Source organism: Bacillus sp. ISL-4 (genome assembly GCF_018613275.1).
Lineage (GTDB): Bacteria > Bacillota > Bacilli > Bacillales > DSM-1321 > Peribacillus > Peribacillus simplex_E.
This window is the reverse complement of record NZ_JAGGQN010000048.1, coordinates 1-21,664: the sequence shown is the minus strand read 5'-3', so window position 1 is coordinate 21,664 and position 21,664 is coordinate 1. Positions and strand designations below refer to the sequence as shown.

At 39.6% G+C, this 21,664-nt stretch carries 23 protein-coding genes, 3 pseudogenes and 1 other annotated feature; of the genes and pseudogenes, 18 read left to right on the top strand and 8 right to left on the bottom strand.

The features are described from left to right. Positions 1 to 58 precede the first annotated feature (58 nt). Both J7J00_RS24020 and J7J00_RS24015 read left to right on the top strand, forming a co-directional pair. A complete protein-coding gene (locus tag J7J00_RS24020; RefSeq protein ID WP_214795236.1) occupies positions 59 to 322 on the top strand; it encodes a hypothetical protein in 264 nt (87 codons plus the stop codon). 62 nt (positions 323 to 384) lie between these two features. Continuing rightward, the gene (locus tag J7J00_RS24015) at positions 385 to 600 is read left to right on the top strand and encodes a hypothetical protein (RefSeq protein ID WP_214795234.1); all 216 of its coding nucleotides are present in this window, start codon (positions 385 to 387) and stop codon (positions 598 to 600) included. A gap of 78 nt (positions 601 to 678) precedes the next feature. Here the strand turns inward: J7J00_RS24015 and hepT are convergent. After that, positions 679 to 918, bottom strand: a pseudogene (hepT, locus tag J7J00_RS24010) (type VII toxin-antitoxin system HepT family RNase toxin); the annotation flags it as partial. Here hepT and J7J00_RS24005 point away from each other — a divergent pair. The 3 genes from J7J00_RS24005 to J7J00_RS23995 all read left to right on the top strand — a co-directional run bounded on the left by J7J00_RS24005 (position 888) and on the right by J7J00_RS23995 (position 2,714). Next, positions 888 to 1,034, top strand: coding sequence for a hypothetical protein (locus J7J00_RS24005; RefSeq protein ID WP_214795254.1), 147 nt, complete (start codon positions 888 to 890; stop codon positions 1,032 to 1,034). The pseudogene hepT and the gene J7J00_RS24005 sit on opposite strands and share 31 nt — an antisense overlap. Positions 1,035 to 1,176: 142 nt before the next feature. Then, the gene (locus tag J7J00_RS24000) at positions 1,177 to 2,181 is read left to right on the top strand and encodes a phosphotransferase enzyme family protein (protein WP_214795230.1); all 1,005 of its coding nucleotides are present in this window, start codon (positions 1,177 to 1,179) and stop codon (positions 2,179 to 2,181) included. A gap of 11 nt (positions 2,182 to 2,192) precedes the next feature. Then, complete coding sequence (locus J7J00_RS23995) at positions 2,193 to 2,714, top strand: GNAT family N-acetyltransferase (protein WP_214795228.1); 522 nt, start codon at positions 2,193 to 2,195, stop codon at positions 2,712 to 2,714. A 92-nt stretch (positions 2,715 to 2,806) separates the two neighbouring features. Here the strand turns inward: J7J00_RS23995 and J7J00_RS23990 are convergent, their stop codons facing one another. Beyond that, a complete protein-coding gene (locus J7J00_RS23990) occupies positions 2,807 to 3,604 on the bottom strand; it encodes a peptidoglycan-binding protein (protein WP_286201554.1) in 798 nt (265 codons plus the stop codon). Between the two features lie 290 nt (positions 3,605 to 3,894). On the opposite strand from J7J00_RS23990, the gene J7J00_RS23985 reads away from it, so the two are divergent. The 7 genes and pseudogenes from J7J00_RS23985 to J7J00_RS23955 all read left to right on the top strand — a co-directional run bounded on the left by J7J00_RS23985 (position 3,895) and on the right by J7J00_RS23955 (position 9,018). Further along, positions 3,895 to 4,548 (top strand): HAD family hydrolase, encoded by a 654-nt coding sequence (locus J7J00_RS23985; protein ID WP_214795226.1) that lies wholly within the window; start codon positions 3,895 to 3,897, stop codon positions 4,546 to 4,548. 105 nt (positions 4,549 to 4,653) lie between these two features. Beyond that, positions 4,654 to 5,161: pseudogene (locus tag J7J00_RS23980) on the top strand (GNAT family N-acetyltransferase). Positions 5,162 to 5,212: 51 nt separating this feature from the next. After that, the gene (locus J7J00_RS23975; protein WP_214795224.1) at positions 5,213 to 5,452 is read left to right on the top strand and encodes a hypothetical protein; all 240 of its coding nucleotides are present in this window, start codon (positions 5,213 to 5,215) and stop codon (positions 5,450 to 5,452) included. A gap of 367 nt (positions 5,453 to 5,819) precedes the next feature. Further along, entirely contained in the window at positions 5,820 to 6,752 is a 933-nt protein-coding gene (locus J7J00_RS23970; protein ID WP_214795222.1) for an ABC transporter ATP-binding protein, read from the top strand. After that, a complete protein-coding gene (locus tag J7J00_RS23965; protein ID WP_214795220.1) occupies positions 6,752 to 7,708 on the top strand; it encodes an ABC transporter permease in 957 nt (318 codons plus the stop codon). Before J7J00_RS23970 ends, J7J00_RS23965 begins: the two co-directional genes overlap by 1 nt. Positions 7,709 to 8,083: 375 nt before the next feature. Then, positions 8,084 to 8,626 (top strand): hypothetical protein, encoded by a 543-nt coding sequence (locus J7J00_RS23960; RefSeq protein ID WP_286201553.1) that lies wholly within the window; start codon positions 8,084 to 8,086, stop codon positions 8,624 to 8,626. A gap of 188 nt (positions 8,627 to 8,814) precedes the next feature. After that, complete coding sequence (locus J7J00_RS23955) at positions 8,815 to 9,018, top strand: zinc ribbon domain-containing protein (RefSeq protein WP_098373407.1); 204 nt, start codon at positions 8,815 to 8,817, stop codon at positions 9,016 to 9,018. Positions 9,019 to 9,086: 68 nt separating this feature from the next. Here the strand turns inward: J7J00_RS23955 and J7J00_RS23950 are convergent, their stop codons facing one another. Continuing rightward, a complete protein-coding gene (locus J7J00_RS23950) occupies positions 9,087 to 9,953 on the bottom strand; it encodes a LysR family transcriptional regulator (protein ID WP_214795218.1) in 867 nt (288 codons plus the stop codon). A 136-nt stretch (positions 9,954 to 10,089) separates the two neighbouring features. On the opposite strand from J7J00_RS23950, the gene J7J00_RS23945 reads away from it, so the two are divergent. Both J7J00_RS23945 and J7J00_RS23940 read left to right on the top strand, forming a co-directional pair. Next, positions 10,090 to 11,226 (top strand): NADH-dependent flavin oxidoreductase, encoded by a 1,137-nt coding sequence (locus J7J00_RS23945; protein ID WP_214795217.1) that lies wholly within the window; start codon positions 10,090 to 10,092, stop codon positions 11,224 to 11,226. Positions 11,227 to 11,266: 40 nt separating this feature from the next. Beyond that, positions 11,267 to 12,163, top strand: a complete 897-nt coding sequence (locus tag J7J00_RS23940) for a DMT family transporter (protein ID WP_214795215.1) — start codon at positions 11,267 to 11,269, stop codon at positions 12,161 to 12,163. A 31-nt stretch (positions 12,164 to 12,194) separates the two neighbouring features. Here J7J00_RS23940 and J7J00_RS23935 read toward each other — a convergent pair whose 3' ends face one another. Both J7J00_RS23935 and J7J00_RS23930 read right to left on the bottom strand, forming a co-directional pair. Further along, positions 12,195 to 13,604, bottom strand: coding sequence for a LysM peptidoglycan-binding domain-containing protein (locus J7J00_RS23935; RefSeq protein WP_309487233.1), 1,410 nt, complete (start codon positions 13,602 to 13,604; stop codon positions 12,195 to 12,197). A 352-nt stretch (positions 13,605 to 13,956) separates the two neighbouring features. Then, the gene (locus J7J00_RS23930) at positions 13,957 to 14,376 is read right to left on the bottom strand and encodes a hypothetical protein (RefSeq protein WP_214795211.1); all 420 of its coding nucleotides are present in this window, start codon (positions 14,374 to 14,376) and stop codon (positions 13,957 to 13,959) included. Positions 14,377 to 14,723: 347 nt separating this feature from the next. Here J7J00_RS23930 and desA point away from each other — a divergent pair, with 347 nt between their 5' ends. The 3 genes from desA (at position 14,724) to argS (ending at position 18,393) form a co-directional block, all read left to right on the top strand. Beyond that, positions 14,724 to 15,755 (top strand): Delta(5) desaturase DesA, encoded by a 1,032-nt coding sequence (gene desA / locus J7J00_RS23925; protein WP_214795209.1) that lies wholly within the window; start codon positions 14,724 to 14,726, stop codon positions 15,753 to 15,755. A 93-nt stretch (positions 15,756 to 15,848) separates the two neighbouring features. Continuing rightward, positions 15,849 to 16,394: a response regulator gene (locus J7J00_RS23920; protein WP_214795207.1), complete on the top strand. Its 546-nt coding sequence runs from the start codon at positions 15,849 to 15,851 to the stop codon at positions 16,392 to 16,394. A gap of 67 nt (positions 16,395 to 16,461) precedes the next feature. After that, positions 16,462 to 16,679, top strand: a binding site (T-box leader). Positions 16,680 to 16,713: 34 nt separating this feature from the next. Next, positions 16,714 to 18,393: an arginine--tRNA ligase gene (argS, locus tag J7J00_RS23915; protein WP_396020608.1), complete on the top strand. Its 1,680-nt coding sequence runs from the start codon at positions 16,714 to 16,716 to the stop codon at positions 18,391 to 18,393. A 110-nt stretch (positions 18,394 to 18,503) separates the two neighbouring features. Here the strand turns inward: argS and J7J00_RS28395 are convergent, their stop codons facing one another. Both J7J00_RS28395 and J7J00_RS23910 read right to left on the bottom strand, forming a co-directional pair. Continuing rightward, positions 18,504 to 18,881: an SET domain-containing protein gene (locus tag J7J00_RS28395; RefSeq protein WP_309487235.1), complete on the bottom strand. Its 378-nt coding sequence runs from the start codon at positions 18,879 to 18,881 to the stop codon at positions 18,504 to 18,506. A gap of 63 nt (positions 18,882 to 18,944) precedes the next feature. Further along, positions 18,945 to 20,024 (bottom strand): annotated as a pseudogene (locus tag J7J00_RS23910) (CotH kinase family protein); the annotation flags it as partial. A 219-nt stretch (positions 20,025 to 20,243) separates the two neighbouring features. Here J7J00_RS23910 and J7J00_RS23905 point away from each other — a divergent pair. Next, on the top strand, positions 20,244 to 20,435 hold the full coding sequence (locus tag J7J00_RS23905) for a hypothetical protein (protein ID WP_214795201.1): 192 nt from the start codon (positions 20,244 to 20,246) through the stop codon (positions 20,433 to 20,435). Between the two features lie 283 nt (positions 20,436 to 20,718). Here the strand turns inward: J7J00_RS23905 and J7J00_RS23900 are convergent. Then, positions 20,719 to 21,664 (bottom strand): NAD(P)/FAD-dependent oxidoreductase (locus J7J00_RS23900; RefSeq protein ID WP_214795199.1); only part of this gene is annotated, 946 nt, incomplete at its 5' end.

Genomic DNA, 21,664 nt, shown 5'->3' with positions numbered 1-21,664 from the left:
CCTTGGACATACTTAATTAAGATATCAAAAAGTAACATTCATTTAAGGAGGAAACCCAATGGCTAACGAAAATATACAAATGAAAATGGAGCATATTTGGCAGGATACATGTGGATCATGGGAAAACTGTACCGAAACCACAATTCAGTCATTCTTGGCGAAATCGCAAGAAGGCAATATAGACCCGCAATATTGCATGAGCTGGGTGGAACAACATAAAGCCCAAATACCCGAGTGGAATGCCGTTTCAAAAGTGTCGCTTGACTGGGTTAATCAACATACCTCAACGGGTTCACCCATTTCAATCAAGGAAGATTTTTAAAAAGTTAACTTTTTCTGTGTATGATTGGTACGAACTCTACTATGTTTAAGAGGTGAAGATAGTTGTCAAATAACGAGGAACAAAACGGCAAATCAAATACTTGGCAAGGATCAGAGCATAATAATGATCCAGATTACAGAGTTAATGCTTGGGATGAAATGAATGGTGAAGATAAATTTGTACTATCAGCCATCCAAGAGGAATTCAATAATCCAGTAATTGAAGAAACGATCTTGAAGTTCAATAAAATAGCGAATGAAGAAGAAAAGGAAACTTGATTTTGGACGCGCCCTATTGGGCGTTTTTTTTTTTTTTTGAAGTATGAAAAAGCAAGAGCTCTTCGTTGGATACATCTTTCACCGCATGCCTTGGAAATTCAGGATTTGTTTCGTAAAAGCAGTGAAATCACTGAGATGATTCACTACGATTTGTTCTAATATGTCTAAATTAATGTTTTGGTAATCATGAACAGCAATGTTTCTAAATCCAACCATAGCTTTTAAGCGCCTAGCTATATCTTCATCAATAACCGAATGATCCTTCAGCATATCAAAAGCATCCCGGCTTGATTGAGGCAACCCGAGTCTTTGATCAGCAGATCAGTGCAATCGAGCGTTGCATGAACCGCGTTAAGGTTGTATACGCGAATAATCCCGAAAACCTAAAGGACTATACAAAACAAGATTCCATCATCCTTACAACGTGCATGTGAATCCTCGATTGACCTGGCCATGCATATTGTAAAAAAGAATGATAGACAAATAAAGGGAAAAGGCATTTTGGTATCGTATAAAGCATAGTATAAATCGTTTTTATTAATAAAGTTAGCTATATCATTAATGGGAGTGGAGATCATGGAAGCATCGGTAGAGCGGGTTTTTTCTGAGGAATTGGTGAAATTGGCTGGGCATTTTTTTCAAGTGAATGCTGGGAATCCAGTAAAACTTGGAGATGCAGAGAACTATGTATTTGAGGTTTACAGGGATGGAACGCCATACATCTTAAGAATGACACATCAATCACATCGTACAAAGGGTCAAGTGCTTGCTGAGTTAAAGTGGATTGAATATTTACAGAATAATAGTAGTGAAATTCCTAAAGTCATCTCTTCGAAAGAAGATAACTTGGTTGAAATTGTAAAGGGTTCGGATGGTACGGAATTTTATTGTTGCCTGTTTGAAAAAGCTCCTGGTGTAAGGATGAAAGTCACCGATGAAAATTTCGATGAACCTTTATTTTTTGAATGGGGAAGAACGATTGGCCAAATGCATAAACAAACTAAAAATTATCAGCCTGAAACAAAATATAAAAGGCTGGATTGGCATGAAGAGGAACTATTGAATGCCGAACTCTACCAATCCGATGTTCCGAAGCATTTGATGCACCAACAAGAATTAATCAAGAAGAAATTAAATGCCCTTCCAGTTCGTCAAGACAATTTTGGATTGATCCATTCTGATATACATAACGGCAATTTCCATTTTCATGAGGGGAAGATTCATGTTTTTGACTTTGATGACTGTTCTTATCACTGGTTTGCCAGCGATTTGGCCATACCTCTGTACTATCTGATATGGAGCTTGGAACGTGAAGGAATAAAAGGGCTCGATGAATATGCCGCCAAGTTCATGAGGGAATTCATAAAAGGCTATGAGACGGAAAATATCCTGGCACCTGAAGAATACGAAACGATTCCTTTATTTTTAAAGTTAAGGGATATTACGTTATATAATTTTTTTCATAAAAAGTATGATTTGAAGAATGCAGATGGTCAATTATACAAAACCGTCAAAAATATCGAACAAAGAATTATCGAAAGCCGTCCTATTGTTCACTTCGATCCGAACATGGTTCATTAAGGGGGATTGGGATGTCAGGTATGAAAAATTACATCATTCGGACTGGTGAATTGGCGGATGCGGAAGCGGTTTTGGATGTACAGAATTCCGTTATTTCCGAAGGAGAGTATTTTATTGCGGTTTCGGAGGAGTTCAATAAAACACCAGAACAACAAAGGGATTGGATACGAAGGTTATTGGAAAATGAACGAGAAACCATCATCGTGGCCGAAATAAATGGTGAAGTCATTGGGTGGATAGGATTTCAATCGGAAAATAGGAAGAGAATGTCCCACAAGGGCTCATTTGGAATGATGATCAGGAAAAATTACAGAGGGAAAGGAATTGGAAAAGAGCTTATAAAAGCATTATTGGAATGGGCAGAAGCAAATCCGTTCATTGAAAAGGTTAGCTTGGGAGTTTTTTCAACAAATCAGCGGGCAATATCACTGTATAAGAAGATGGGATTTGTTGAAGAGGGCCGTAAAATAAAGGAATTCAAGATGAGCGAACGTGAATACGTCGATGATATTATCATGTACAAAATGGTTTGAACAGACCAAAAGAGCATGAATTAATTCAATACATGCTCTCTCGGTTTGGTTATGTATCTATTTTTATATGAAAACGATGTGTATGTCACGCATCATTTAATTATCTTCACGTTCACTTGCTTTCTTCCCCACGTTAAAGCATCCGCTTCACTCGCGATGAATACATCGATTCTGTTTCCTTTGATGGCACCGCCCGTGTCTGCAGCGATTGCTCGTCCATAGCCTTCGACTTCAACGGTGGAGCCTAGCGGAATCACGTTCGGATCGACTGCTATCAGTTTGGCATCATCATATTTTTTTAGGTCAACGCCCATTCTTGTAGTGCCTGAGCATCCCTGGCAACTCGCTGTATATGCTGTACTTGTTACCGTTATTTCTTTAACGGCAGAGCTTGCTGAACTTGCTCTTTCTTTTAATTTACTGAAGGTCCGAGCACCGGCTATTCCATCAGCGGATAATCCCTTTTGCTTTTGAAAGTTGATGACGGCTTGCTTTGTACCTGTTCCATAAATCCCATCGATCGTTGATGTGTAAACATCCCAGGCCTTCAATAATCTTTGCAGTTCAGCTACAGGTCTTCCCATATCCCCGCTTTTTAGTACCTGTATTTTCTGATTCGTTTGTGTTCCTGCTATTCCATCGACTTTCAGTCCTGATTTTTCCTGATATTTCTTTACGGATTCTTTTGTAATCGGTCCGAAGTAACCTGTTGCTTCATGATAGGGAAAAACCCCTTTTGTCAGTAATAATTCTTGTAAGTCTTTAACATCACTATTACTCATTCCAAATGAAAGTGTGCGATCCAAAGCAGCGGCTTCGCCTTTTGTTGGCATGTAAACTCCTAGAATGAATACAGAAGCCGTTAGGATCGTTAATAAAATTTTCTTCATGTTTATCCTCCTCGTTGTTTCCTGCAATTAAACCATTCGTTAAACTATCACTCTTTTAGGCGCAGTTAAGGAAAAACACCGCGAAGGCACTAAGTAATTGTTAAAACATGTAACATATAAAAAAGAAATGAGGCGGACATCGGGTTACCATGTCCTTAGTGATTAACTAAATATGGAAAAAATCGAGCTTCCCGTGGAACGAATGGAACCGTTTGGTTGAACAAGGGAATTCATTCATGTACGTTTATGTTAATAGAAATTCCATTTCAAGGTTAAAGGAGGAAATCATTATGATTAAAGCAGTTATTTTCGACTTTGATGGTTTAATTTTAGACACAGAAACGGCTTGGTATGAGGCTTATAAAGAAACGATGGCTTTTTATAAATCTGATTTGCCTCTGGAACATTTCGTAAAATGTATCGGAACGGATAATACTGAACTTAATCAGTACTTCAAGGATCAGCTGGGGGAAAGTTGTAATATTGAAGAAATTGAATCCAGAGCAAAAAGCCTTCATGAAGTCAAAATGAAAACATCACAGGCACGTGAAGGTGTAAAGGATTATTTAGAAGAAGCAAAAAACAATGGATATAAAATCACCCTCGCTTCAAGCTCGACTAAAGAGTGGGTCACTCATCATTTGGGGGAACTTGGACTGTTAAACTATTTTGAAGTTCTAATCACAGGGGATGATGTTGAAAAAGTAAAACCTGCGCCTGATTTGTATGTAAAGGCAATTGAAGTCCTGGGCATTCGGCCGACAGAAGCCGTAGCATTTGAAGATTCGTTAAATGGGCTTCAAGCGGCCCTGACTGCAGGATTAAAGTGTGTAATCGTTCCTAATCCTGTGACGGAAGCTTTAGCTTTTGAAAATCATCATTTACGCCTCCGATCAATGGGGGATAAGAGCTTGTCTGACGTTATAAAACATATTGAGCAATAAGCGTTCGAAGGAAATTATAGTATGATAAAGGAATGAAACCACGCCGAAGATGGCAGAGTCTTCGGTTTTTCCGGTTTTTAATGAATTGGTGGGGAGGGTGCCATTATGGGATTGGAAACCAATGACGAAGGAGTCCGGCTGCGGGAGTTCAAAGAGAGTGATCTTCCTATCTTTTTCGAGCAGCAACTAGATCCTGCCGCAAACTATATGGCTGCTTTCACATCCAAGGATCCATCAGACAAAATGGCTTTTTTGACGCATTGGAAGAACATTTTATCGTACCGGGATATTTCAAAAAATAACCATAATTCACAACGGATGTGTAGCGGGCAGCATTCTCAAGTTTGAACAGTTTGGTAACACTGAAGTGAGTTATTGGATCGGAAAGTAATATTGGGGTAAAGGAATAGCTACAGAAGCACTGCTCAATTTTTTGCCGAAAATAATAGTCCGCCCACTTTATGCTCGCGCAGCCAAGGATAATCTCGCATCCATCAAGGTGCTGGAAAAATGCGGATTTGAAAGATTCGATGAAGATAAAGGGTATTCCCATGCAAGAGGGGAAGAGGTTGAAGAATTCATTTTGAAACTTGAATCAGGAAACCCCAGTTAAGATAAGAATATAACAATATCGTTTAACCTATGAGGAAACGGGTGACATACAATGGGATATAAGATTTTTTCCATCATTTTTATTTTATGCGGTCTTTTTGTAATGTGGTTCGCCATTTTTGGCAAAAAGAAAGAGATCAAAGAGTTCGGCTCCGGAATACCAGCGAATTTCATCGATGTAATTTTAATGATGATATATAGGCTTTTACCATCTATTGTTAGAAAGGTCCTTCTTTTTGCATTTGGGCTGGCTATTTCCATCGGCTTTACTTATATATTTTTCAACTTGTGATTATCCATAAATTTTCCTAATTAGATAAAATAACCCTGAAACTTTATTCAAACAAAAACGTATTAAAAGAAAAAGGTACATAGGAGTTGTTGCTGTTTAGAGGAAAAAAGTGATGGCAGTGTTTATGAAAATGGGAGCGGGAAGCTGACGCCGGCGGAAGGTTTTAATGAGAGTTTGATGTTATTGCGCAATAAGGATTGGATGGGAAATGATCATGGGGTAAAAGAAAGAACGGTGAAATTCAAATCTATTGATTGTAGCTGTGCATATATCCAAATGGAAGAATATCAGTATAGTAATAATATGCATAATATGGTAATGTAGGATTTGTGTGATTTTGGAAAAACTGAAAAAAGGAAGGTATTATATGTCTGAATCGGTTCTTAAGGTACAATCCTTAACTAAAAAAATTGGAAAAGCAATCATTGTAGACAATGTTAGCTTTGAAATAAAAAGTAATGAAATATTTGGTTTGCTTGGTCCGAATGGGGCAGGGAAGACCACTATCATCCGTATGATCACAGGTCTCATCAATCGTACGGGAGGTACTGTCATGATCAATGGCAGTGACCTCGATCATGATTTCGAGGGTGCGATGAACCAATTGGGGGCCATTGTTGAAAACCCAGAGTTTTATAAGTACATGACAGGCAGAAAGAATATCCTCCATTATGCCCGAATGTCATCCAATGACATATCCAATGAGAGAATAGAAGAGGTCATCAAGCTTGTCAAACTGGATCATGCCATCGATAAAAAGGTTAAAACCTATTCATTAGGGATGCGTCAGCGCCTTGGCGTGGCACAGGCCATTTTACATAAACCGTCGTTATTGATTTTTGATGAACCGACGAACGGCTTGGATCCACAAGGGATTCGCGAGTTTCGTGATTATTTGAAAGTACTTGCGAGTGAAGGCGTCGGGATATTGATTTCATCACATTTACTATCAGAAATGCAATTGATGTGCGATAGTTTTGCCGTTATCGAAAAGGGAAAACTGATACATACGAAAGAACATATTTTAGATGAAAAAACCGAAACGATCAATGAAGTTTCATTCACTGTCAGTGATGGGAAGCTAGCTAAAAAAATCCTTCAAGAACAGTTTGGGGATATTACGATTCTGAAATATGATGCGAAGACAATCTCCGTATCGGCCACTCGTGAACAAACGGCCAATATTAATAGGAGTTTTATTGAAAATCAACTGGATGTCTATGAAATTGGCATTACTAGAAAATCACTGGAAGATAAATTCTTTGAAATCACTGAGCAGGAAATGAGGGAGTCTGTATGATGTCCTTAGTAAAAAATGAATGGATGAAAATCTTTTCAAAAGTATCAACTTATATATTCATCGCTTTTCTTTTATTGGCAGCATTAGGGGCTGCAGTCATAGATTATAAACTAAGTCCCGAAGAATCAGGTAAAGATTGGAAACAAGAATTAAAGGCAGATATACAAAAACAGGAAAAGGCTTTGGAAGTTAAGGAAATCAGTGAAGATGAAAAAGCCGCAATCATGGATGAAATCAATCTCAACAAGCAACTGTTGGCTGATGATATAAACCCTGACTTGAACACGAATTGGACTTATATGGCGGAATGGACGACATCATTAACATCATTTATCACTTTATTCGTCGTTATTGTTTGCAGCTCGCTCGTTTCCTCTGAATTTTCGGATGGCACCATTAAACAACTGTTGATCAGGCCTTATAAACGTTGGAAGATCCTACTTTCCAAATATATTACTTCCTTGTTATTTGCAGCGTTATTACTTGCGAGCCTAATTATATTCAGTTATCTAATCGGAATGATATTCTTTGGCAATGGCTCGTATTCTGACAAAATCATGGATCCCGCATCCTTCGGTGAATTCAGTCCGGTGGTGGTCGGCGAATATTTCGTGGACATGATCGTTTACTGGATACCAGGATTCTTGGTCATCACGACCATCGCTTTCATGCTAAGTACATTATTTAAAAACCAAGCACTTGCAGTTGGTATATCCATTTTCATCCTATTTGCCTCCTCGACATTAAATATGGTCATTCAATCATTCATCGGCAAATACGAGTGGTTAAAATTCGTCTTATTCCCCCATCTTGATTTAAGGGGCTATATTTCCGGAACCATGGAAATGTTCGATGGAGCTACACTTGGATTTTCAATGAGTGTACTCGGCATCTATTACCTTATCTTTTTAGCGCTAACTTTCTTCTTCTTCCAGAAAAAAGATATCACTAATTAAACAGTCCAAACCGGAAAAACCGAAATCAGTAGCTGATTTCGGTTTTTCTTATGCAACATAGAATGCATGAGCCAATTGCTGCTTGAAAAAGTGAAACCTTTATCCAAATTTATCCGTATAAGATAATATGAGGATATTTAGTAGGACATAGGGGTGTAAAATGAAAAAAAAAAGGTTCTGTTAATAGGGCTTATAGGACTCTCTTTATTTCTAACCGGCATGATCATTTCACAATGGACAATGTTGGCGTAGTGATCGGGATAGGCGGAGGACTCATAATGGGGATCAGTTCCTACCTGTTCGCCAGTTAGTAGCTCCATTTACAGAATAGTCGACCGACGGAAATAATCCGATAGAGATGGAGTAGATTCAAAGATGGGAAAGATGCATGATAAACGAAAGTTAATAATTGTACTTATTATTATTGGAACAGCATTAGGTTTTTATGTGTACTCGGCATTCTCTGAAAATTTGACAAAATCAACAGATTTGTCTGATGAATCTATCGGGGGATTTAAGGTTTTGGATAACATATCGAGTCCAGAATTTATTAGGGAATATGGAGAACCCATCGATCAAGATAATAATAATGCATATGATTATTATTATTGGAAGGGCGGGTTAAAAACGGCCTCTATCAATACAGACGAGGATAAAGGGAAAATTAAGCGGTTAATCATTTCAAGTACGGACGACGATTTATTTGAAAACTCCCTACAAACAAGCAAAGGTATTAAATTAGGAAGTAAGAAGGCGGACGTTCTTTCGAAGTATGGAGATCATTATTATAAAAGTTATGAACAGGGAGCGGATATTATCGGCTACATTGACCATAAACGGAATATTACTTTAGAATTTTGGTGTGTTCAAGGTGGAAGGGTTGCAGAAATCCGATTGGATGATGCAGAGGTCATGTAATGTTTTTTCCCCGAGTGTCCTCGTTTAAGGGGTTTGGCCGTTTAAGAAAGCGATGCGATAAAGAGTAGGTTAAAGGAATTAATTTCCACTTTGTTGTAAGTTCTGAAACCATTCATTACTTTATTCGTATATTTAATTATGTACGATGCTGGACCGGTATTTATATATAGATTGGGAGATGAAGGATCATGAACGAAAAGGGTTGCATGAAATGCGGAAGCAATGATGCTGCTAAGAAGGACGTAGCCATGACAGGAACAGGCTTGTCAAAAATGTTCGATGTCCAGAATAATCAATTTACGGTTGTGTATTGCAAGAATTGCGGTTATTCGGAGTTTTATAATAAGCAATCATCTGCAGGCAGTAATCTGCTGGATCTATTCTTCGGATGATCACTGCACGAAAGGAATCCCCTTTTCCATGAAAAGGGGATTCTTGTTTTTTTCATAATGTCAGCTCATTACCCGCAGAAATAGTCTTGAACGACTTTTGAAAATTCCTTTGCGACGGGTGAAAGGTCTTTAGACGACTTCATGACCAATCCAATCTCCCGGGTAAGTTCCGGATTCAAGGGCAGGCCTTTGATCCGTTCGGGCTTTTCCGGTAATGCAAGGTCGGGCATTATCGTGATGCCTAATTTTCCTGCTACCATTGATAGCACCGTTTGATTGTCTTTTATGTCGTATGAAATGTTTGGTTTTAGCTTGGCTTCAAGGAATCTATCTTCTATGAGTGTTTCACAGCCAGAACGCAGCATGATGAATGGTTCATTAACGAAGTCCTCTAGGTTAATTACGGTTTTCCCTGAAAGTGGATGGCCTTCGTACACGACAGCTGATAAAGGATCTGTTAGCAGATGGATGAATTCCACATTCTTCACGGGTTTTGCTGCAAAGCCGATGTCCACTGTTCCTTCTTCAATCCATTTTAAGATTTCCTCATATCCACCTTCATGAATCAGCAATTCGATATTAGGGTATTTTTCTTTAAACGCAGAGAATAGCTGCGGTATGAATCTGGCAGTGAAGCTTGGAAAACTGCCGATCGTTATTTTCCCGATTTCCATTCCATTCACAGCTGCAATTTTTTGTTCGATATGTGCAAGGTTGGCAGCGATTGCCCGCATATGTGGAATTACCTGCTCTCCCGCAGTCGTGAGTGTTACACCTTTTCGGTCACGCTTTAATAAAGTCACACCAAGCTCCGCTTCAAGCGCTGTAATGTTATGGCTTACCCCTGATTGAGTCAGTCCGATCCGGTCTCCCGCTTTCGTAAAACTTCCGTGTTCAACAACATGTAAAAACACTTCCAGCTGAAAAAAATTCATATGCCCCACGCCTTTCTTGTAATAAATTATACATGAGAATCTCTAATCCAAGTAATGAAAAACATTCATTTTACTTATGGTTTGGCCGAGAATACAATAAAATTACAAAAATAAAATACGAATGGGTGATGGGAAAATGATGAAACGGAAATACGAGCAAATTTTTTCACCGTACACGCTTTCTAATGGAACGGTTCTTAAAAACAGGATTGTAGTTGCGCCCATGACCACTTATTCTGGTCAAGAGGATGGCTTGGTTTCTGATCAGGAATTAGCTTACTATAAAAGAAGGGCAGATGGACCTGCCATGTTCATTACTGCCGCTGCCGCCATTTCCCCTGTTGCTACAAGCTTTCCCCGGCAAATGAAAGTATATGATGAACAAAGCATCGCAGGACTCACCCAGCTTTCAAAAACAATCAAATCAAAAGGTGCAAAAGCCATTCTCCAGCTTCATCATGGCGGAAGCGAGAGCCTTCCAAGCTGTACAGGCGGAGAAAAAATGGTTAGTCCGAGTGGTATCATTGCAAGCGTTTATAAAGAAATGGGCGGGGAATACATTCCAAGGTCCATGAGTCACACTGAGATTCTATCCACTATTCAAGACTTTGGAAGAGCCACCCGCCATGCCATTCGTTCAGGATTCGATGGCGTCGAAATCCATGGAGCGAATGGATATCTCCTTCAGCAGTTTTTCTCACCCCACTCTAACAGACGGAGAGACCATTGGGGCGGGAATTTGGAGAATAGAATGCATTTTCCACTTGCCGTCATCGCGGAGGTGAAGCGGATCCGTAATCTATACGCAGAAAAGGAATTCATTATTGGGTATCGCTTCTCCCCCGAAGAACCGGAAGAAGGCGGATTGAAAATGGATGACACAACTTCATTGGTGGATAAATTAGCAAGTCAAGAGCTTTCCTATTTACATCTTTCTGTTAAAAATGTCTGGTCCATCCCCAGAAGCGGATTGAACATGGGGTTAACAAGGACCGAAATCATCCGCGATATCATCGCTGGCAGGACCACTTTCATATCACTTGGATCGATTCATACTCCAGAGGAAGCAAATGCTGTGCTTGAGAAAAATATACCGCTTTTCGCATTAGGAAGAGAATTACTGATGGAACCTGACTGGGCCGCCAAAATAAAGGAAGGCAGGGAAGATGAGATCATGACGACATTGCCGCGCGATAGCAGGTGTACATTAATGATTCCAGATCAAATGTGGGCGAATATCATCACACGTGACGGCATGCCCGAGAAATGTTAGTATGAATGTAAAAAATGGGAATTTCATGAAGGGAAATTAAATGAATAAAATAGCACTTCTTCAACTGTCTCTAGCCATGACGATCTTTGGATCTGTCGGTTTCTTTTCAGGACTATCAGGACTTCCTGCATTGGAACTGGTTTTTGTTCGCTGCATTTGTGCTGCCATATTCTTATGTGCAGCATGGATGGTTACAGGACATTTCAAGAACGAAATATGGAATGGTAGAGAGATAATGCTCATCATTTTCTGCGCGGTGGCCAACTTGTTAAACTGGATATTCCTCTTTAAATCTTTTGAGCTGATATCGGTGACAATTGCCATTTCGCTTTATCATTTAGCGCCGATCATTGTACTCATTATCGGGAGCTTCATCTTCAGGGAGAAAATGAGTTTATTCTCCATCTTGGCCATTTCCCTTTGCTTCATTGGCACATTACTCATTATGGGAACAGATGGATTTCGATCAGCATCCCCTGAATGGGAAGGGATTATTTATGGGGTCATTGCTGCATTTTTCTATGCGGCAACCATGCTTTTAGGAAAGAGCATTTCAAAGACAAGTGTATACGCGACCACTTTTCTGCAAATGTTCATTGGATTTCTATTACTGATTCCTTTTGTCGATTTTTCAGTCTACACAACGCTAAAATCTTCCGAATGGTATTATACTGTACTTACTGGCATCATCCATACAGGCGTCGTGTATCTTCTGTTTTTTAATAGTATCCGCCACTTGCCTACAAATGTAGTATCTTTCATGATTTTTGTCGATCCGGCAGTGGCCATCCTTTTGGATATTCTGCTTTCAGGATTTCAACCGGACAGGATTCAAATCTTGGGTATTTCATTGATATTTATTGGGGTGCTCTATTCACTTAAAGCGACAAGACCGAATGAAAAGGATGTCATGCAAAAAAGGCCGCACACAATGTGAGGCCTTTTTTCTTTATGGTTTTTCTATCAATCTATTGATTAAAATGATATACATCCCAAATGTCAGGGGTTTCTGATCCAAGGTACCAAGCAGATACACCGCCTAGATGATTTTGTTTTACCAGGTCAATACGGAGCTTCATCGATTTTTTATCTTCTATCCATATTTGATGCTTTTCCCCTTTGGAAGTATACTCCACGTAATTTTGTTGAGTCTTTTTATCCCATACCTTTTTAAGTTTATGAGATGAAATGATTTTGTTGACCTCAGCCATGGTAAGGTCATGGCTTTTCACTTTTTTGGTCGATAAATCGGTTACCCATTCTCTCGTATAAAATGGTACAGCCAATATGATCTTATGGGCAGGTACTGCTTTCATTAAAAGCTTCGTTCCTTCGTTGATCCAAGGTAACGAGGAAACGGACCCGGCTACTGGGCTCCCTCCCCAATGCTCGTCATAACCCATTATGATGATGTAGTCTGCTATTTTGCCAAGTGCTTTCCTATCCAGACTTTTTGACCAAAAAGGGTCTACATTCTCTCGGGTGACATCCACAGATACTTTAATTCCATATGGTTTTAGTGCATTTTTTAGTTCGCCTATGAAAAGTACAAAGTCCTTTTTGTTTTTTGGATCGATGTTTTCAAAATCTACATTTATTCCATCACTTTTCGTTTTAACAAGTGAATCACGTAAAGCTGAAACCAATTTCTGGCGTTTTTTTGTATTGCCTAGTACAGAACCAGTTAAAACAGGGTCAAATTGATTTCCGATAAGCTGCCAAACTTGTTTTCCTTGTTTATGGGCGTTTTGGACGAATTGTGCATCCACAGAAACGGAAACGAAATTACCGGAATCTTTCAGCGTATAGGAACGGGGAGATACTACATTTAAATTAGGTTGTTTAATTTGTTGGGTGTAGTTTTCTTTCGATCCATTATGCGTCCATCCCATGACGATAGGTTTTTGCGCCTTTTTTTGAAGCTGGGATGTCTTTATCCATCCCTTTTTACCATCAAGCAATTGAACCTGGTAGTAATAATCAGGAATCTTCAATTTTTGGCCAACTTTAAGGGTAACCGTATGTAAGTTGTTTAATTTCTTCAAATCACTTGTGGTTACCTTATATTTAGTAGAAATTTTCCACAATGTATCTCCTGATACAACCTTATGGATCTTATATTTCTGGGGAATCTTCAGGTTTTGGCCAACATTTATTTCGGTCGCAGTTAATTTATTTTCTTTCTGTAGCTCACTTAGTGAAACACCATATTGATTTGCTACTTTCCATAATGTGTTTCCAGCCTTTACTTTATGGATAATAGGCCCCGCGGAATCCCCAACGGAAGAAGAAATGACGGGAAACTCCTCGCCCTTTTTTAAGGGCTTTAATTGAGTGGAACCTAATTTAGGAGAACTAAAAACTTTTGTATTGTCCACTTTAACAGAACCTATGTAAAGGGTTTTGCTTGATGAATTACCATTGGTTGGAAAGAGACATGCACAAAGAAGGCTTAATATAATAAAACATCCAAAGAATTTTTTCACAATTATTTTATTCCCCTTTGTAAAATTTAACTTTATCAGTTTACTATGGAGAATCGCTATAAAATAGAGGTACATTGTGGAAAGGGCATTTATAGAAGAAAATAGGGAATCTAATTACGATTCTGTTTGTAGCTCCACTCTAGGTAGGTCGAATTATTTCGATGTAGGTCGGACTATTCCGATTGATGTTGATATTTCACTAGAAATAGGACTATAAAATTGGTAGGCCTATATGTGTGTGCAATTATATATGGTTTCTTTTAAGTAAAAATCTTGGAGATGGAAGGACTTCTTGTTCAGCTTCAAAATAAGCGAGTTTATTTGGTATACACGATATGATTGAAGGCATCCCCATCCCAACAGCTTTTTCTAAGGCGGTTAATAAGGGTAGCTCCTTACCATCAATATCTTCATCCCAGGATATTACATAACAAGAGTGTCCAGCACCATTCTGTTTCAGTAACTTAGCTATATCTACTGGATCTGAATTAGGTTTTGGAATATCAATGATATACTCTTCACGAAGAGTTTTTCTGTAAGTATGACAAAGGCGACTTAAGGCATCTTTGCGCTTTTTGGCTGAAGACAATTCGAACAGGACTCTATCTTGGAGCCTTTTAGTGAAAAACGATTTTACAATTATTTTCTCCATTTCCTTATCCAATCTAATCCCCCTTTACAGTTTTTCAAATGGAACTCCTTATAGTCTAAGCCTATCATAAATAGCATTAGTCGATATTAAGCATCTCCCTAAAATCATTTTACTTACTGTCCGTTTGCCGTGGAGGGTAATGTGGCATGGCCCGTATCTTTTAGAGAACGATAACGAAATCCTATACATAAGACCAGGTTAATCAGTTTTTACTGGTTGGCTTTTTTTACGCTTGCCGTTCAAAATGACTTGTACATGACATTTGTCATCTTCTAGTCATGACACCTGGTACTAATAATTTCAGGTTGATTTCTATATAATATAAAATAACGACAAATAAAAGGAAGTGCAATTGAATAATGACCTTGCAAAATACAAAAAACTTGAAAAAACAAATTGCTCCTTTTGAACAATCAACGACAAAGCAAAGTATATGGCAGATTGTAAATACCTTGGGGCCGTTCATTATTTTATGGTACCTAGCATATATAAGTCTGTCCGTTTCTTATTGGTTAGCTTTAATTCCAGCTGTAATTGCTGCTGGCTTCTTGACAAGGATTTTCATCATTTTTCATGATTGTACGCATCATTCATTTTTCAAAAACCGCCGTGCGAATAGAGCGGTCGGTACGATCATGGGTGTTTTGACTTTATTCCCGTTTGATCAATGGGGACATGAGCATTCTGTGCATCACGCAACAAGCGGTAATTTGGATAAGCGGGGTACAGGGGATATTTGGACCCTTACGGTGGATGAGTATTTGGCTGCACCGCTTAAACTTCGTTTTGCCTATCGTTTTTATCGCAATCCATTGGTTATGTTTGGTTTGGGACCAATTTATGTTTTCCTTCTTAAAAACAGATTTAACCGTAAAGGTGCTAGAAAGAAGGAAAAAATGAATACGTATTTGACGAATGTAATAATCGTCGCTTTAGTGGCATTGCTTTGCCTGGCAGTAGGCTGGCAGTCGTTCCTTCTGGTACAAGGTTCCATCTTCATGATTTCTGGTTCAGTGGGCATTTGGCTGTTTTACGTCCAGCATACATTCGAGGACTCTTATTATGAAGAAAATGAGGAGTGGGAATATGTATTGGCGGCAGTGGAAGGAAGTTCCTTTTATAAGCTTCCAAAACTGATGCAGTTCCTTACTGGTAATATCGGTTACCATCATGTTCACCATTTAAGTCCAAGGGTACCTAACTATAAATTGGAAATGGCGCACAATAATACGCAGCCTTTAGAGAACGTTCCAACGATTACTCTTGCGACAAGCTTGCGCTCACTCCGTTTCCGTTTATGGGATGAGGATTCCAAGAATTTTGTTAGCTTCAAAGACATTAAATATTTAACGAAAAAAAGTGTTCCCGTTCAAGTGAAATCTGAACTGTAACGTTCATGTATTATTCCAGACTCCCTTAATAATCCTTGGATTTGGGGGAGTCTTTGCTTCATATAAGGAACTCGATAAAGGAGAGAACTTTAAATGATTCGAATTGTCATTGCAGAGAATCAGCAAATGCTGTTAGAGGCAATAAGTTCTCTACTCAATCTTGAAGAAGATATAGATATTGTCGGGCAAGCCAGTAATGGAGAAGAAGCGATGGCCCTTGTACACCAATTACAGCCTGATGTGTGTATCATGGATATGGAGATGCTTGTAATGAGCGGACTTGAGGCAGCAGAAGCATTAAAGTCATTTGAATGCAAAGTGGTCATTTTAACGACATTTCGAAGGACTGGTTATTTTCAACTCGCATTAAAAGCTAATGTAAGTGGTTATTTATTGAAGGATAGCCCGGGTGAAGAGTTAGCCTGCTCGATTCGCGGCATAATGGACGGCAAGCGAATATACTCCCCAGAACTTATAGATGAGTCTCCCAGCAATAATGGCCGGGAAATGGGAGTGTTAGGGCTGTTAGCCGATGGCCAATCCAAAATGGAAGCGTCTAATAAGCAGAGCGACAATATAGGGACAGTAAGGAAATATTTTTCGACCATCAAGGATAAAATGAAGTTACCGGCTGGTTAGGATTTGTTTCCTAAATCCTGTTGACACGTTTTTTTAAATTGTGTACGATGGATTAAATTATAATATTGAAAATTCTGTGATGAAGAGAGTAGTTCATTTCGAAATGGAAAGCGAGTTAGGGATGGTGGGAGCCTAATGCAGGACGGATGAATGAAGCGCACTTTGGAGAAATTTCTTGAAACGTTTAGTAGGGAACATCGGGGAGTCACCTCGTTAACAATGGAAAGTGGTCACAATTGTGGCAACTAGAGTGGTACCACGGGAATTCATGCTCTCGTCTCTTATTTAGAGGCGGGGGCTTTTTTGTTTAGGAGGGAAAATGTCGATGAATAAACCAATTGCAGAATTGATTTCAACTGCTTTGAACAATGAAATGCCAGCAAGTGAAATAGAAAAATTAATGGAAAAGCCTAAATTAATGGAGTTAGGTGATGTCGCCTTTCCGTGCTTTACTCTTGCAAAAAAATTCAAAAAATCGCCACAAGTGATTGCATCTGAAATAGCCCAACAATTAAACAGTGAGTTGATCCAAGAAGTGAACGTTGTGGGTGGCTATCTGAATATCTTCGTCAATCAACAGAAGGTGACGGAAAACGTGCTGCAAAAGTTATTAAGGGAAAAGGATCAGTATGGTTCGATGCAGCCTGTAGAGGAAAATGTCGTGATTGATTACTCATCCCCGAATATTGCCAAGCCTTTTTCCATGGGGCACTTACGCTCAACGGTCATAGGGAATGCACTGGCTAACATTGCCGAAAAAAATGGCTACACCGCCGTGCGTATTAATCATTTAGGCGATTGGGGCACGCAATTCGGCAAGTTGATCGTCGCGTATGAGCTGTGGGGCGATAAAGAGGCAATCGAGGCTTCGCCGATTCAGGAATTATTGAAAATCTATGTGAAGTTCCATGAAAGAGCTGAAACGGATGAATCGTTGAATGAACAAGCACGCGCAAGCTTTAAGTCACTTGAAGATGGGGACGAGGAAGCACTGGCATTGTGGAAATGGTTCAGGGATGCGTCTTTAAAAGAATTTGAGACGATTTATGATTTATTGGGCATCCGTTTTGATTCCTATGCAGGAGAAGCATTTTACAATGACAAAATGGATGCTGTTGTCGGGGAACTAAAAGAAAAGGGCTTGCTTACTCTATCCGAAGGTGCCTATGTCGTGCAATTGGAAGATATGCCGCCTTGTTTGATTACGAAAACCGATGGGGCGACACTTTATGCGACGCGTGATTTGGCTGCAGCCATGTATCGTAAAAAACAGTATGGGGCGAAGAAAACATTTTATGTTGTCGGGAACGAACAATCTCTGCACTTTAAGCAACTTTTTAACGTCATTGAAAAAATGGGATATGATTGGTCAAAAGATTTGCAGCACGTAGCATTTGGCATGATGTTAAAAGACGGCAAGAAAATGTCGACGCGTAAAGGGAAAGTCGTGCTGCTTGCGGATGTATTGGCAGAGGCAATTGAAACTGCGAAGCGCAATATTGAAGAAAAAAATCAAGCGCTTGAACAGAAAGAACTGGTTGCAAGACAGGTTGGTGTCGGAGCGGTAATCTTTAATGATTTAAAAAATAACCGCATGAATGATATTGATTTTTCATTAGAGCAAATGATGAATTTTGAGGGAGAAACGGGTCCATATGTACAGTACACATTTGCGCGTATTTCCTCATTGCTTGAAAAGGGTGAATTTAAAGAGCAGGCCATCACTTTTGAAGCTTTAGGAGAGTATGCGTGGCCGGTCATCCAGATGTTGGAGCAATACCCGATCATTGTCCAAAAATCATTTGAACAAGCCGATCCATCACAAATCGCGAAATTCAGCTTGCATTTATCGCGTGCATTCAATAAGTATTATGCACATACGAAAATCTTAGTTGAAGATGAATGGAAACAAATGAAGCTCTCATTCGCTTTTTCCGTGGCGGTTGTATTAAAGGATGCGCTAAGTTTATTGGGAATTTCAGCGCCGAATAAAATGTAAAGTTAAAGAGTCCTTACATTAGCGAAGAAAACTGAATAAAAAAAGAATCCATTTTGATCAATTTTCCTTCAAAATGGATTCTTTCAAAATAAAATGGAAGCAAAAAATGCCTACTCGATGACATCGAACCATAAAGGGGATTTATCATCAGGTTCACCATTGTAATTGATCGTGATTTCCTCGCCAGCCTTTATATCTTTATGTGCATAAAAGTCTATCGTTAAATCTTCTAAATTATTATCGAATGTCGCATTTGGAGTGTATGAATGATTGAATAGTGAACCATTTCCTAAGGCAATGACAGTTTCATCGTCATCTCCCCAATAGAAACAGTGATGAAAGAGTGCGGTTTTCTTTAGATATTTCCATTCATGTTTGGGCGAAATGATGACAGGTGATACCTCAATGAGTTCATCTTTTTTAATATCCCTTGTAGCATATACTCCCCTGCCATACTTCCCCGTATTTTTAATGCAGATTGGTGACACGGAAGCAACTCCCCTTTTTCGGTCCTGTTTGGCTATCAGTTGTGTCGTGGCATTTTTTTCATCTAGGCTACCAAGGTGCTTATTTAAGTAATCACTGCGTTTGCGAATGAATTCGAAGATGAATTCCGGTTCCTTGTCGAATAGATCAATCTTATTCTTTTTATATGGATCAAGAAGGATGTGGGGGCGTATGCCCTGGTGCAGTGGTAATACTTTATTTTCCATATGCTTCACAGTAAATGTGGTTTCCAATGTTTCAACCAAGAGGTCTTTGTAGAACTTACTGTATTCCGGAACCTGCAAGAGCAGATGAACAAGGTGGTTTGTCTTTTTCCCTCCGATAGGGACATATGTGTGCTCCATGATCCCTCCACTGACTTTGCGTCCCCAAGTGGCATCGTAATCCCAAGGAATGATTTCAAATAACTTCGTTTTACTATTGCGATATAGTGCATAGTTATGAGTGAAACCGTCGTTATTCATGGTGCAAACGGCTCCAACCAGCCAGCGTAAGTATTTATGGATATCAAGATGCTGCGAGACTACTTCAGGAAACTTTGCAAGTGGGGTGGTGTTGATTTTTTTGATGAATTCGATTAGATATTCATCATCGGCGGGTTTGCCAAACGCTTGTTTATAGCCTGACGTAAGGGAGTCTTTCGCTTTCCCATCCCTTCCCAATGAAAAGTTGGCATTATTGTTGACAGCATAATAAATCGGGCCGGCAGGAAGTCCTCTTTTTTCTAAAAAAACCCCATCGACGGAATCCAATTGTAAATACACACCTTTAAACGTGCCATTTCGGAATAGGTTGATGTGTTTGCTATGAGGGGAAAGGACACCAAGGTCTTGAAAGAAATCGAGTGAGAGTTTATTGCGAATGAGGGAAGGATCTCTGTATTCGGCATTGAGATGGATTTTGTGGGCGCCAAAGAATCGTTCTGGCTCGATGAAATCAATCCAATAGGATCTTTTCCGGAATTTGCGGGTATAAGAGCCCCGATAGGCAATATCGATAACATAAGTGTCGTTTTCTACTTTCAAATAGGCGGGAATAGGGTCATCGCTCCAAATATCCGCACGTAAATCTTCTAGATCTTTTTCTTCTATCATTAAGAAATAAGATGGAATATGATAAGACATACACTCACCTTCCTTCCTTGTATAAGATGTTTTATGGACAGTCTTGACCTTAATGAAGCCGTAATATCATAAAATACTTCCACTTGATCAATCAGGGATTAATCAAGCAGAAGCATTTTATATTTAACTATCTATCTTCTTCTTTTTTTACCACGTCCATTGGACGAGCTTGAACTTGATGAAGTAGATGTTGTTGTTGTAGATGTGATACCAGTAGTTATGATACCAGTAGCTGTGTTGCCAGTAGTTGTGCCGCCAGTAGATTATTTTCCAGTAGATTTATTGCCAGTGGACTTGTTACCAGTGGACTTGCTGCCAGTAGAACTGCCACCAGTAGAAGTGCTACCGGTAGATGAACTGCCAGATGAAGCTGCTTTTCCTTTTTTCCCTTTCATACAGACGCCTCCTTAATAAGGTTAATTTTATGATATGCGCAATGGTACATACTGGAGCGTTAGTTAACGATAAACGGGCTAATAAAAATTAACGGAGAGGATTTAGGAGAGTTGCCTAATCACAGGAGATTTGTAGAATGGATAAGCAACAAAATGGAGTACCGTCCATTGTTAACATCTTTCGTCAATCATTGCATCATGATCAGGCATTATAATAAATTCATGAAAAAAATGCCCTTTAATCCCGATGACCGGGAATAAAGGGCATGTACCCGTGAACATGTCACGGCGATAATGAATTAATAAGCTAGGCTGAATAGGGCTTTGATGTGTGATAGATAGCGAACATTACTTGCTTCTTTCATCAATGTAGCCGGCAGGCCTTTAAGGGAAGTGTTATTGGCCCCAACGGTTGCCACCGCATCCTTACGGCCAAGGCTCGCAAGTGTACCTGAGTTTACAGGTGAAAATTCTTCAAGTTTCTTGCCTTCAAATGCTGCATATAGGTTGTAACCAACAAGCTCACCCATTTGCCAAGCATTTTGTGCAGTAGGAGCGTATGGACGGCCGCCTTCTGGAGGGAACGCAACGGCACTGTCCCCGACAACGAATACGTCATTATGGGATTTGGATTGCAAATACTCATTAACGGTCGCTTTGCCGCGATCCACTTCAAGGCCTGATTCACCTACGATAGGAAGAGCCGCAACTCCGCCTGTCCAAACAAGCGTATTGGCCGTTATCGTTTGTCCATCTTTCAATTCGATTTGATTTCCTTTAACACCCGTTACAGGCAGACCTGTCAAGAATTCAACGCCACGTGCTTCCAAGCTTGTCATCGCACGTTCGATCAAGTGGTCAGGCAGGACCGGAAGGATTTTTGGACCTGCTTCTACAAGCTTGATTTTCAAGTCCTTGAAGTCCACTCCGAATTTTTTGGCGATTTTAGGGAAATGATCCACGATTTCACCGATTAACTCGACGCCCGTCAATCCGCCGCCGCCAATCACGATGGTTGCGTCCGCTTCATTATTCGTTTGTGCATATTCGCGGATGCGATCTTCGATATGTTTGTAAATCTTGTTTGCATCGTTTACGGATTTCAAGACCATGCTGTTTTCCTCAAGTCCCGGAATGCCGAAGAATCCTGTTTGGCTTCCTAAAGCAACAACCAGGGCATCATAAGATAATGTGGAACCATTGGCAAGTTTCACTTCTTTGTTGTCGACTGAGAAAGAATCCACT